Here is a 13,630-nt window from a genome sequence, read left to right as displayed (position 1 = left end):
AGTCCAGGCTAATCACTCTGAGAGTCAGTTACGACCACCTGACCAATACACTTCATCACCATCAGCACATCGTAGAGGTCGTTCCCCGGATTGACCAAAGAAAATAGGCGAGAATTGGCGTACTGAGGCTGCGGCGCTTTCGTCAGCTTCAGAAACAAAAAACTCTGGCCATTGCTTACCATGGCAAACGAAGGCTGCTCCACCTCAGGGTTGGCCAGCATGTAGGCCAGCGCCTGCCCGAGCGCCACATTCACATCAAAATCACTGCGCTTCGCCTCTAGCGCCAAAATCCAAAACCGATCCTTCAGCACCAACACATCAATCCTGCCGCGAATCACTTCCCCTTCGTCTTCAGTGGCAATTTCAACACTCACCTCCGACCGAATATGAAACGGGTCATCATAGAAACCCGCCATATCCAGCAGCGGCGAAAGCACCACCATCTTGACGCTGTTTTCTAACAGCGGCGGGCTTTTTAGGAGACGTTTGAAGTGGGTTTTCACCCGATCAAGATACTGCTTTTCTAGCTCGGTCAGTTCCCCTAACCCCTGCGTCCATTCCGAAAAAAAGTCCGGCTGGGTTGCCTCCCGCAGGCCATAGCGCTCTTCGAGCAGGGCAATAGAGACTTGACTGGCGGGAATAACGCTGACCATAGCATCTCGGGAAAGGGACAGGGCACGGCGGCGACAGGGGCCTCGGGCTGGTACAGTAGCCTCCAGTTTAACGTTGCTGAAACAGGCCCATCGAGCAGATAGTTTGCAGGTCTCGGCTGGCAATATTGGGGGTAAGGTGTCTAGCCGTTTTGCATGCAAACCAGCAAACGCTCCCTCGCCCTTGTGACTGCAACATAGCGCTCACACTTATCCAGGAGAGTGGCCTGAGCTAAATCGTTCATGGCATCGGTATCCCCTGCACAGGCCAGGGCGATCGCCTTAAATTCCAGGCCCTTGATCCGTTTCATGGTCCCCAGCCGTACCCCAGGTTCTTCAGGGCCGGGGTCTTCTTGTCTGGGCTGGAGTTCGTAGGTCTTCAGCCCCTCAGCTTGTAAAGCAGCGCGGATATCTGGTTTGTAGGGGGTAACGCAAATCTCATGGTCAGAAAACTGGCCTGCTTCCACCAGGGCCTTGGTCCATTGGGCAATCACCTTGGCTTCCTCGGTTTCATCAGCGCAGGGAATGGTTTCGGGGGTTGGCCCAGTGAAGACGGAGCGATCGCCTACGGTGCTGGTCTTACCCTCATCCAGATCATCGACCTCTAAGCCAGCCAGAATCTGCTCCGCAAAGCGACGGATTTGCTCACTGGTGCGATAGTTCACTTTGAGGCGTTTGGAACGCCCCCGCACTTCGATACCCGCCCGGCTGAGGGGGACACGGGTGCGGTAGATGCGTTGGTGCCCGTCCCCAGCCACAGAGAGAGGATTGAGCTGACCACTGTTCAGGGGGCTAAGGGCGGCCAGCAGTCGCAGACCTTCGAGGCTAAAGTCTTGTACCTCGTCGGCTAGCACATGGCGAAACTGAGGAAAGTTGCCCTGTTCTACCACCAGCCGAGCCTGGTGAATCGCCCCCTCAAAGGTCATCAGATTGCGTTTGAGCAGCAGGCGTTTGAAAGCCTTGAAGACGGGCCAAGCCTGCCGCCGCTGCTTGCGACCCAGACGGGGCCTGCCAGTACGCACCGTTGTCAGGTAGTCTTCCTCGGTTTCAATCCCATTGGCATCGACCACCAGGTTGAACTCCTCTTGGAGGTCGGCCTTCGCCATCGGCAGGTCGGCAATGGTTGGGGCAGCCCAGACCTCCTCCCACAGTTCATCCCGTTCTTCGGGGGAGGCAATGCGTCCCTTCCAGCCGCCCCGCTGGCAGATGGTGCGGGCCAACTGGTTGAGGTGGGTAACCTCGATTTGGTCGGTAACCCTGGGGTCAAGCCGAGGGATGTACCCTTTGAGGGTGATCGCCAGGTTGGTCGAAAACGTCACCAGCAAAATTTTGTCTTTGGGATGGTCAAGCCTTTGGGCCAGGTAAACGGCTCGATGCAGTAGGGCTACGGTTTTTCCAGTTCCGGCAGCCCCGGTGATGCTCATGGGGCCGTTCACCTCCCACTCCACTAACTGGCGCTGGCGCGGATGCAGGAAAATGCGCCACTCCTCCAGGGTGCCGCCCTGGAGCATGGCCTTGAGGGCATCTTCGCCCTCGACAACAACCAGGTCGCGGTTAGATCGCTGGGTCAGTTGCGAGAAGTCGCCGGGGCCTTCTACCGATGCGGCGGGAGGTACTTCATGGTCAGACCCTAGAGCCTGGGCGAGGGCCTCATTGAGGGAGAGGCCAGCGGCGTAGCCAATCAGCACTTCAGCACATTCGTCGGGCAAATACTTGCTTAACATCTCTAGGTCATAGTCGCTGCGGACTTCTCGCACAGCGGGGATCAGCAACTGGGGGACACCCGCCTGGAACAGCTCATCATCCGAGAGATTTTGCAGGATATAGGGGTTAGCTGGGCTATAGGGTGCTGGCATTGCCCCCTGCTGAGCAGCCTGCTGGGTTGCCTGGGCGTCAAAGATTTGGAATGCGCCAGTGCTGCCATGGACTTCAAAGCGCTTATTTTTGGCCCAGTCGTAGGCGCGATCGTGGGAGTCAATATGAACTAACAAGAAGGTATCGCCCTGTTCTGGAGCAATGACAATGGCCCGGTAACCGTCAGGCAAATCAGCCCCTCGCACTTTGTCATCCAGCATGGTTTCTTTGAGCCCATGCAGGCCAATGGCCGGGTCCCAGGGATCCACCTGAAATTTTTCGATTAGGGTGGCGACCTTCTTTTGCACCTTGGTGGGCAGCTTGTAGAAGCGCTTAAACACCTTGGCGTGCATCATTAATTGAGCCATGGTTCGTTCTCCCAGATCAGGGGTTAAAAAGGTCAATCAAAAGGGTGGTGCCCTGGGCCTGGAGGTCATCGGTGGTGACGACCTTCCAGCCAGCGGCTTGCCAGGCGGAGGCAAGGGACGCTTGATCGCCAGCCAAAACTGCAATCGGAGGCGAGTGGTCAGGCCAAGCCAATTCTGCCAGAGCATCGTCCTCAATGGCTTCGGCTTCGTAGGCCGGTGCGGGCAGCGGCACTCCGGCGGCGGCCAAACTGTTTACCAGGCCATGGAGGGAGGAAATTACCTCCTCGCGGATATCGGCCCAGGGGCCGCTGGCGGTATCGACTACCGTTGTGGGGACGACATCAGGAGCCGTACCCTCGGTGACTTCTGAGGTGGTGAAGCAGGTAAAGGCTCCACAAAATTGAAACAGGTTAAGGCAAGCTAAAAACCGGCGCCACCGGGGTCGATAGCTTTGACTGGCCAGGCGCTCATCGTCGCTATCCCCTAACCGGGCGCTGACCCGCACCTGGTGACGCTGGTTGGCCAGGCAGGCTTCTAGGCTGGAGAAGGCGACGACATCGGCTCCCGCACTGGCCTGGGGATTACAGACCCAGATCCCCTTTTCGTCGCTAGCGGGGGGGACAAAGTCCTTGCCGGTACGCCAGTCTTCCAGGGCGCTAAACAGATCGGGTTCCAGATGGGTGCGATGGGCCGCTAGCACCTCCAGGGGAAAGGCGGCGGCAAAGTTGGCCAACTGTTGCCAACCCGTGGCGCTGGGGCGTTCCAGGAAGGCGAGCAGTTGTTGCCAGGGGTTCCCGGCGGCGCGACGACCAGCGGGCATGACGATGCCCTGGTTGGCAGCAGCATTGGCAAAAAACTCCATCTTGTTGGCCACGGGAGCCTGCACAATGCAGAAGCTATCAGGGCCGGAGTGCTGCACATCGTCCCAGGTGATGTTCCACAGGTGGTAACGACCGGAGCTGAGAATGGCGCGGCGTTTGGCCAGGTCATCGGCCAGGCGGTTGGTGGTGACATGGAACTCAAACCCATCGGTGAAGATGGCAATGGGCCGAATGGACTCATCATCGGCACAGCGCAGCAAAAAGTCGGGCTGACACTGAATGGGGACTCCCTGGGCCGGCCCAAGCTGGGGTTGGAGTTCCAGCTCCCAAGTGTGGTTGGGATGGGGAACCGTAAACCGGAACCCGGCTTTGCCCTGCACCAGGGTCTTCTCCCAGGTGCCTGATTTGTCGAGTACCCATTCTTCCAGCTTGCGCACCAGTTCCCGCTCTAGCAAACTGCCGAATAGGGAGGTATTGGGAATATCGCTCAGCCCCGCTCGCTCGATGCGGCGATCGCCCGCCTGGATCAGCTGTTTCAAAAGCCTCACCCCCAGGGTACGACTAACCTGGGCGGCATTGTAGCGCTGGGAATAGGTGCGCACACAACGGTAGCAACCGTCGGTGTCGTTCTCCTCTAGGGCGCTGATGCGGCCACAGCGACAGCTTTCCATGGCATCCAGGGCTAGCCGCATCACGGCCATCATGCCTTCGCCGCTGCGATGGGCCGCGTCGGTTTCCTGAAACAGGGTTTTGAGATAGCCCGTGCCACCGGGGACGCGATCGAGAATCACCAGGTAGTCTCGGGTCAGCCCATTGTCCCCGTCGGGTAACTGCTGGGGAAAGATGGTGAGATGGCTGGGGTCTCCCTCAAACCGCAGTCGCAGCCCCAAGCTCAGGCAGGCCCGCAGAGTTTGAATTTCGTCTTCGGCCATGGGGGGCAACAAAATGCGAATCGCCTCGGACTGGATTTCTCGGTAGAGGTAGACGGGGACTTCTTTGAAGGGGTTAATGGTGCGGCCTTCAGCCTTAGCTTTTTCGAGCTTGCGCCGGGCCGAGCAGCTGCGGCGGTGCTTAACTTTATCGAGCGCCTCAAACGGCCCAGCCACCACGCCACAGTCGGCACAGACTACAAATCCATTCTCTGGCGCTAGTCCCTCGGGGCCAAAGGCCACCGCCCCCTTATCGTCCTGGTAGCCAACGTTGACCTCCCGCAACGTCACTGCCGCTCGATACTCAATGCCGAAGGGTAGCCCTTCTTCCCCCGTGGCCCCGCTGGGGGCATCAAGGGTGAGGTCAAAACTGTAGCGGCGCTGGTAGAACTGGTTCTGCCGTTCATCGGAGCGATCGCCCGATAGGCTCTCGTATTGCTCCATCACCGAGATCGCCTGGGAGCGGGAGAACTTGACAAAGGTTTTGTGCTGACCAATATCCGCCTGACTGTCGGCCCCGCCGTCGTAGTGGCACTGGGGGCAGGCGGGGGTGGCATTTTCCTGGGTGAGATCACTGGTGGGGCGCATGTGGCCGCACTTGCCACAGATGGCCCAGGTTTCGGTCAACGGTTCTTCGCGGCTGCCGACGCCAATTTGCTGAATTTCAAACTGGCGCTTGTGGGTATAGAAGTGGTTGTGGGGGGCTAACTCCCGCAGGGCGCTGGCCGCTGGGCGCACCACCTCAATGGGGGGCATCGGTTTCTCTGCCGTGCGGTGGCGGTTGTAGACGGAACCGTAGAACCGCACCCCGGACTCGGGAAAGGCGTAGTTGGGCAGGAGGCCGTTGTTGGTCAGCAGTTCCAGGGCGGTGGTGCGGGCCAGGCTGGTTTGGCGACCCTTGAGCACCCGCAGTTCATCTTCAATTTCCTGGCGGGCCTCCAGTTCGTGCTCGTCGAGCTTGGCTTTTTGGTCTTGTAGGCGGCGGCGGGCGTTTTCTAGCTCCCGGCGCTGCTGGTCAAACTCCTGGGCCACCCGGCGCAGGCGCTGGAGCAACCGTTCGGTTTCGGTTTCGGTGGTAAACCGGGCTCGGGTATCGGGGCGAATGTCGCTGGCAAAGCGGGCCAGAAACCCCTGCTGAAGTTCGGCCTCACCCTGGGTCACCCAGGCGATCATGGCCGGAATTTGCCCCTGGACGTTGTCTATGTCGCGGACAAACTGGGAGCCGCTACCGGGCATTTCCCGCAGTTGCCCTGCCTTGGTGGCCGAGTCGAAGCAGTAGGCCAGGTACTGGCGCACCAACACCGCCGAAGCATCGACCCAACAGCCCGGTGGATCGACCTTGCCCCGCAGCATTTCCCCTGGGCGACCGTAAAAGAACAGATCGTGGGGTTGGTGGTTGATCACCGAGACGATTAACGCTGTCCCCGTGGAGCGCCCGGCCCGACCAATGCGCTGCAGGTAGCTGGCGGTGGTGGGGGGAATTGAGCACAGCATGGTGCTGGACAGATCGCCAATGTCAATGCCCATCTCCAGGGTGCTGGTGCAGGTGAGCACATTGGGGTCATCGGCGTGTTGGGTGGTGGAGAAGGCACTTTCTAGGGTTTCCCGCTCGTCGGTGGTCAACAGGCCGGTGTGTTCGCTAGCCACTACCCGGCGCAGGGCACCTTTGCGATAGCGGTCTTGGTAGTAGCCCTGGCGGGGGGTGAACTCGTCGCGGCGGTAGGTGCCGTTTTGGGCGCTGTATTCCAGGCTGGGGGCACCGTCCCATAGCTCCGCCTCGATCGCAGGTCGAACCATGGATCGGCGAGTTTCTGAGCAGGTGAGCTTGACCCCATCGGGCACCAGACTGGCCTTGGCGGGGTTGAGGGCGTAGTAGACCTTGCTGCCATCGCTATGGAGGCGCTGGAGTAGGCCCGTAGCCTCGGCTTTGTCGTAGAGCAGTTGCAGTAGGTCGAGGGCTTCCAGGTCGCCGATGGTGGGCCGATCGAGCACCCGCTGAGTCCAGCGGATGTGCCAGGGCTGGGTGTTGCCGGAGGTGCTGCTGAGCATGTGGTCGTGGTATTTGTCGCCCTTGGTGACCATCAGTCGGGGGCGAAACCGGGTCATGGGCGGGTGGGTTTCGCGCTGGGGTAGGTAGCGGCCAAAGGGAGATTTACCCCAAAAGCCGTAGTGGGCGTAGTCGATCAGGTAGGGATGGCCCAGAGCCCCGCGCAGACGGTAGCGGTGCAAAATACCCAGCAGCCAGCGGCCCAGGGTGGCGATGGGCAACGAGGTGAGGCTGGTATCGACCACCTCTAGGCTGTCCCGCAGGGCTTCGACGGTTTGGGTGATGCAGGCCCAGTCCCAGGCCAGGCAGGTGGCCCCACTGGCCTCCAGGGTGCGCCCCCGCACCAGCATGACGCCAAACTCGCTGCTGGCCTGCCAGGTCAGCCGGGCTTGGATGGCCTGTAAAAGTGGTGGGGGCGGTCGGTCTGCCCCACCGTTGCGGTAGGCCAGATAGTCTTCAAAGTCGGCCAGGTCGGGGGGGAGTAGGGCGGCGATCGCATCCTTTAAACTCCCCGGTCGCCCCACACCGGGGCTGCCCCACCAGTGCAGCAGGCGATCGCCCACCGCCGTCAGCGGCACCCCCTCAGCACCGGCATCATCCACCACCCGTTGCAGGGCGGTGCGGAAGGAGAAGTTGTAGGTGCGGGCCGAGAGAAACCCGGCCCGGTGGGAGGCATCCTGCACACTGTCGGTGAAGGCCAGCAGCTTGGGGTCGCTGTTGAGCACGGAGCCAAACAGCTCATCTACCATGACGCTAGAGAGGGTAGCGGAGCGGGAGCCAATAATAAACATACTTTCTAGGGAGCCGCAGCAGGGACAGCCCTGCTTGCCCACCAGTTGGCTTTTACCCTTAGTTTTGATCGTTTCCACGTCGTGGTTGATCGCCACCCGAAAGCGGCGGCTGTCGTCGGTGAGGGGGCAGGGGCCTTCGCCCTGGCGCACCACCAGGCTTTGGGGATGGAGATACCACTGGCCAAACAGGCTGGGCTGATCGTGTCCCTGCTGCTGGATGCGCCATTGGCTGGCGGTGCCCTCGGGGTCGGGCATGAGGGTGACGATTTTGGCGTCTCGGCCTCCGTGGCGACCAAACCAGCCCTGGTAAATGGCTTTGACATCGTCGGTAAGCTTAAAGCCTTCTACGCCTTTGGCTCCAATGGCGCTTTCGGCCTGGGTATCCTTGAGGCCAATCCAGCCGGAGGCACCGCACTCGCTGCATTGAAAGGCGGGCAGCATCCGGTTTTCGCCAGCGGGCTCGTCCAGCCAGCAAAAGGCAGGGGCTTCGCTAACGTAGCGGCCAATGCGGGTGAGTTCACGAATCCACAGCTGCACCTGGGTGGGCACCAGGGGAAAGGCGCGACCGCTGCGAATTTCCTTGGCAAAGGCCACCAGGGCAAAGAACGACACCAGAATCCAGCGCCGCTCCTCAAACCGGGTGATCAGCAAAAAGCCCAATTCCTGGCTAGCCATCCGTTCGATCAGGCTATGCCAGGTGATGGCATCGGTGCCGGTGCGCTCGTTGTCGTCAAAGATCGTCAGCAGTTGTTTGAACAGGCGGGTGGTGCAGAGCCACTGGCCTAGGGCCACCCCCCAGCGATCGAGGGCAGCGGTGTCGTGGATATTTCCAGTGAACTGGGGGCCACCCCACAGGGCCGCCTGGCGCAGGGTATAGGCGGGGGCGTCTTCGTCGGGGTGGGGTTGGCAGTCGGCGGGGGTGGGCAGGTGCAGTTCCACCAGCTCATCGTCTAGCCCGGTGACGATTTCTTCTACCGTGAGCCGGTCTTCGACAATCACCGCTTCGGCAGGGATGTCTTCTTCAAACAGGGTGCTGGCGAAGCGGGCCAGGCGATCGCCCCCTGTCTCTATGGCATCAGCAATGTCGTTGCCCAGGGCGCGATCGCTCCTATCGCGATCGTCCATGGTGGCGCTGGTGCCCACCACGCAGAGCTGGCCTTTAGGAATGTCCAACCGTTCCTTGAGGCGGCGAATTAGACAGGCGACATCGGCCCCCTGGGCACCGTCGTAGGTGTGCAGTTCGTCGAGAATCAGGTATTGCAGGGTACCGGGTTCGTTAAAGCGCCACAGCCGCTGGTCTTGGGGCCGCAGCAGCAAAAAGTCCAGCATTTTGTAGTTGGTCAGCAGCACGTCGGGGGGCGCGTCGAGCTGGGCGGTGTGGTTGGTGATGCCGTGGTCGGCCCCCATCTGGGTGTCGCCAGAATCTTGGGAGCTGGGGTCGGCGGGGTCGTAGCGCCCGGTGTAGGTGCCGACGCGAATGCCCGCATTTTTGAGCTGGGGGTCTTGCCAGATGGTTTTGGCGAAGCGCTTTTCCTGGTCGGCGGCCAGGGCATTCATGGGGTAAAGCACGATGGCTTTGATGCCGGGTTGCCCGGCCTGCTTGGCCCGAAAGCAGTGGTCGAGCACGGGGTACAAAAAGCACTCGGTTTTGCCGGAGCCGGTGCCAGTGGTGATCAGGGTGGGTTCGGGCTGGTGGCCGTTGCTGTGGAGCCGTCGCCAGGCCCGCGACTGGTGGCGAAAGGGGGTGAAGGGGACGGTGATATCGAAGGGGGGAGTGTAGTCTTCGGCCAGGCGGAAGGGGCGTTTGAGTTGTACCCAGGGGCCTTTGAAGATGCCCTGCTGGGGGTCTTCAAGGAAGCGCTCAAAGGCTTGGGCCACTTTCCCGTCACGGAAGTCGAAGGTGGATTGCAGGTAGTAGAGGACCTGGCGACGGATGTTGTCGGCGAGGTGGGCTGGGAGCATGGGGCTAAACTGGGGAGCATTTACTTAGGGTATTCACAGATCTGCCTCCTCGTCAGGGTGCCCAGAGTTTCTAAAGAATTCAATTTCACAAACAGTTACTTGTAATGCCCCCTAGTCAATCATCCCATGCTCAGCACCAACCCGTATTGAAGGGCTTTAAATTTTTGTACTAGGCGATTGAAGGCATCGTCCCAATCTGGTTCGCTGGCAGTTATAAACCTTGGCAAACAATGGTCTTGCTCCTGCAATATCTCGTCTACGATTTCCCGTACTTTCACTAAAGCTGGGCTATCTTCAAACAAATGCTGAATATCCTTGCCAATTAGGATCACGGCGATCGCATCCAGCTCAATTTCCCCAGACTCCACTTCATCGAGCAGTTCGTCAAACACTCGTTCATCCTCCTGATAGTCATTTAGAATTGTTACTACATCGTCGAGATCTTTATTTTCTAAACGTTCATGCCAAGCTAGCAGCTTCAGGGCCACGACAACGGCAAGGCGAGGAACTCGAATCTCAACACCATCAATTTGTTGGGTGATAGAATTTTCTAGCGCCTCCTCTAACCCTAAGACACTCATCAGATTGTTGTCAGGCCATCGAATTTGCTGCTGAACATCGCTAATTTCTCCAAAGGGTACAAGTTCAACTTCTGCACCTGTTTTTTTGTGGATGAGGCGATGATGAATATTGGTCTTCTTAAACGGGGCTTTTTTACCATTGGTCATAGCGTTAACTAGTGCCTCAAAGCTAGACCACGCATCTAGTCGAACGGCAAAGTCCCAGTCGCGAGTAGCCCGGCCCTCGATCCCAAACTGATTGTCAAAGACGAAAATTCGTGCTCTGGCCCCAATCATGAGGATTGGGATGTTAAATCTCTCAACAATGCTGGATATATCTTGAAACAGCGATGAAATATCGGGTTCTGCCATAGAATGATCAGCTTTTTAGCGTCAGAGTCAGAGTTCCCGATTCAAGCTAGGAATTCGCTCAGCTATGAAGTCGTCAAAAATACGCTGGGCAGTTTCCTTAAGCCGCTCGTCTGTCTCTAATGAAAGCTCAGCATGCAATAAGAGTGGATCGGCAATATAAGAAAAACGGTTATTGTCCCAGGCGTTAGACGTTCCAAATTGATTAAGAAAAGTGATTGATCCTTGGGGATCTGGCATTAACCGCAACTGAGCTGCAACAGTACGATAGTTTACCTCTTGAGGTAAGTGGAGAATGGCCTTGATGCCCTTCAGATATTGAGTCGCCAGACCAGCACCTAGCTCTCCACCGATCAGGAGTCCTAAGTGATTCGCTTGGTCAACGACTTTATCAAAAAAATCGGCAAGACCTAAATTTTTTGGAGGACGAAACTGGCCCACTAATAAATGATTTCTTAAGGACTCCGCGTAACCAATTTCCCATCTTTCCAAAAGGCCAACATAGTCGCTGACCCTAAATTTTTGGTTAGGCAGGCGATCCAGATAGTTTAGGCTACAAAGCTCTCGCACCCTACGTAGTACGTGCCCTTCCCTCTTAAAGCCAGCGAGTTGAGTGATTTTTCCTGGAGCTTTTTCTAGAATCTCGGGCTGCTGAAGAATGACGTAAATGATTTTGAGATGGGTAGAACCGATTTTGATATTAGACGCAGGTTGAGGCTTAGCGCCATCTTTTCGAATCAGAACATATAAGGATGGATTGCTGAGATAAACAGCACCGCTGGCATCAATAAACTCAATCCCAGAATCAATCAATTTCTTAATAACTGATTGCGAGAAATCATCCCCAACTAGAAGGTTACGCTGACCGGGTTCTAGCCGCTGTCGGTATATCTCAAGCTGCTTCAGTACATCATCGTATGTTTCTAGGCTAACGTTTGACTTCACCTCAACAACGTACTCAATTTCACCCTGAGGGCTGTGAAGTGTGACTTTGCCGTCAGCGATCAGCCGCTCTGACGCGAACGGCTCTTCTATGGCAATAGCTTTGATCTGAGGAAGACCATTGAGATATTCTAAGCCCCGCCTGAGCAGAGGGTGTTTAGGACGTTTCATAGGAACTGTCTCAGTGTGTGGAGGCTATGTCATTGGGGAGTCTATGTCATTAGGGAGTCTATGCCTCCCATCATAGAGTTTGTCGCGGGTTGTGGGCACAAAGTTATCAATTTCGAGGGGATGGGCTAGCAGTTCGGCGATTAGATCATCCTCATCCTCAGGGGATGGTTCTGGTTTGAGCAGAATGACTTTGACCTGAAGGCGATCGCCGAAGGCTGTTTGATACTGGGCGGGAATGAGGATCGCCCCATTTTCGATACGGGTTTCAAATTCGATCGCTTGCATTGGGTGTTCCTAGGTTGGTCTGTTGGTGCGTTAGGGGAAGCCCTCACCCCCAGCCCCTCTCCCTGGGGGAGAGGGGGGCCGGAAGGATTCCTCAAAGTCCCTCTCCCTGGGGAGAGGGATTTAGGGTGAGGGCAACGGGGTTTTCATGCCGTACTTCTGTTTTAGGGCATGGTAGGCGTAGTCGTAGTCGCTTTCGCGGTCTACGCGGGTGAAGGGGGGGTAGAAGGTTTTGGTAACGGTTTGGAGGCCGTCGTCGATCGCCCAGCTTACTGTCAGGGGGGTTTCGCCGTCCCAGGTTTTGCGGGCTTCGCGGAGTTCTTTGCCGCCTGCGGTTTTGCGGTGGGTGCTGGGGACGAGGCGACCGTGGGCGTCGTATTCGTCGGCGATTTCGTATTGGCGCATGACGGGGAACTGGACGCGGTAGATGGTTTGGAGTTCGTCGAGGGTGAGGCCGAGGGCCAGGGCCACCAGGACGTCGATTTCGAGCAGGGCTTGGCGGCGGGCGTAGTCGCTGCGGAGGGGGGAGTGCCAGGTCCACTGGTGGGGGTCGAGGGCGGGCCAGGGGGCTTCGTAGGGGTAGGTTTTGGGTGGATGGGTGGGCGGGTGGGCGGGTGGATGGGTGGGCGAGGGGATGGGTGGATGAGTGGGCGGGTGGATGGGTGGGCGTGTGGATGTGGGTTGGTCTGTTAACCCATCGACCTCTGTACCCATCCACTCATCTACCCCTTCACCCATCCACACTTTCTCGGCGTTTACCAATATCTCACTCTCACTGGCCCAGGTGTCTTGGGTGATGCCGGTGAGGGCGACGGATGTCCAGAGGTCGGCGTAGTGCGTGGTGAGGGCGTTGAGGCGGAGGCCACGATGCATGATGGGGGTGAGCCAGGGATCTGAGATTTTGGGAAGGACTTGAAGATCTGCTACTCGTAGGTTTGTTCTGCCAGATGCTCGAACAAGGAAGTCTGCGAGCAAGGAAAAACTTTCAGAAGCAAATCCTATCAAGTCAACTTCTTTATCAAAAACAATTGACGCCACTGCATGAATATGAGTTGCCCCTGGGGGCAAGACTGTACTTATCAAGGATCTTTCTGTACTTAGACTTGCCATTGCCCGATTAGCAAAACGAAATTTTTTAGTAACTAGGTGATCTTTTAATCGGGGAATTTCTTGTTCGAATTTAGCGAGATTGCCGTCTTTGTTACCAGGACGGTAGACCGATCGTGGCAAATACTCGACATCCAAGGCACAAAGATCGATGTCGTTATAAGCTCGGTGAGAAGTACACGCCGTTTTTGGGGTTTTGTTGAATGGAGTGCCTACAAAAAAGTGGGGACCGCTGACCACCCATTGCGAGGTATAGGTGGGGACAAAGCTGGGGTTGTCTTGTCGTGTAAGGATGCCGTCTCGCTGGCTATTAGATTCGTGAAACAAATCGGTGCCGTAATATTGTCCGTTCAACGAGGACAACCACTTGGCTGCTTGACTGATTTTGTCAATTACCGAGACCAGTTGTGTCGCGTGAACCTGGGGCAGTCGGGACTCAGCGATAGGAACCGTCTCATCTTCAAGGAGTGCATGAAAGATTTTTAGGGCATCAAAATCGACTTTAACAATACGATCACTATGCCCCTGTGTTTCCCAGCGATCGTCATCAGATTTAATACCTGGTACTGGATCTTCAGGCTTTTGATGATTTCGGCAAGCAGTGATCGTGGTTGGGCTATAAAGATTGACAAGCTGATGGAATTCAATTCTTGATGAAATACCTTTGAACTCCCGGTTCGCTCATTTTTGAGTGAGGTCGGCCAATTAGGTTAGATTTGGGCTATGGAAACTCCTCTAACCGTTATCACAGAACGGGTTGACGATATTCCCCTGCTG

General features: G+C 57.2%; 7 protein-coding genes. All 7 read right to left on the bottom strand.

Features of this window, described 5'->3' with window-relative positions; translation table 11 throughout:
• Window positions 1–8 precede the first annotated feature (8 nt).
• The 7 genes from E1H13_RS20820 to E1H13_RS20790 all read right to left on the bottom strand — a co-directional run bounded on the left by E1H13_RS20820 (window position 9) and on the right by E1H13_RS20790 (window position 12,619).
• Window positions 9–653, bottom strand: coding sequence for a restriction endonuclease subunit R (locus E1H13_RS20820; protein WP_169616263.1), 645 nt, complete (start codon window positions 651–653; stop codon window positions 9–11).
• Between the two features lie 140 nt (window positions 654–793).
• Entirely contained in the window at window positions 794–2,872 is a 2,079-nt protein-coding gene (locus E1H13_RS20815) for a UvrD-helicase domain-containing protein (RefSeq protein WP_169616262.1), read from the bottom strand.
• A 16-nt stretch (window positions 2,873–2,888) separates the two neighbouring features.
• Window positions 2,889–9,422, bottom strand: coding sequence for a DEAD/DEAH box helicase (locus tag E1H13_RS20810; RefSeq protein WP_169616260.1), 6,534 nt, complete (start codon window positions 9,420–9,422; stop codon window positions 2,889–2,891).
• Window positions 9,423–9,541: 119 nt separating this feature from the next.
• The gene (locus E1H13_RS20805) at window positions 9,542–10,354 is read right to left on the bottom strand and encodes a nucleotidyl transferase AbiEii/AbiGii toxin family protein (RefSeq protein ID WP_169616258.1); all 813 of its coding nucleotides are present in this window, start codon (window positions 10,352–10,354) and stop codon (window positions 9,542–9,544) included.
• Between the two features lie 27 nt (window positions 10,355–10,381).
• A complete protein-coding gene (locus E1H13_RS20800; RefSeq protein WP_169616256.1) occupies window positions 10,382–11,464 on the bottom strand; it encodes a type IV toxin-antitoxin system AbiEi family antitoxin in 1,083 nt (360 codons plus the stop codon).
• Window positions 11,465–11,488: 24 nt separating this feature from the next.
• Window positions 11,489–11,749, bottom strand: a complete 261-nt coding sequence (locus E1H13_RS20795) for a hypothetical protein (protein ID WP_169616254.1) — start codon at window positions 11,747–11,749, stop codon at window positions 11,489–11,491.
• Between the two features lie 120 nt (window positions 11,750–11,869).
• Window positions 11,870–12,619 carry a hypothetical protein gene (locus tag E1H13_RS20790; protein ID WP_169616252.1) on the bottom strand — a complete coding sequence of 250 codons (750 nt, stop codon included), beginning with the start codon at window positions 12,617–12,619 and terminating at the stop codon, window positions 11,870–11,872.
• Window positions 12,620–13,630 lie beyond the last annotated feature (1,011 nt).

Source organism: Nodosilinea sp. P-1105 (assembly GCF_012911975.1).
Taxonomy (GTDB): Bacteria; Cyanobacteriota; Cyanobacteriia; order Phormidesmidales; family Phormidesmidaceae; genus Nodosilinea.
This window is presented reverse-complemented; position numbering and strand designations above follow the sequence as displayed.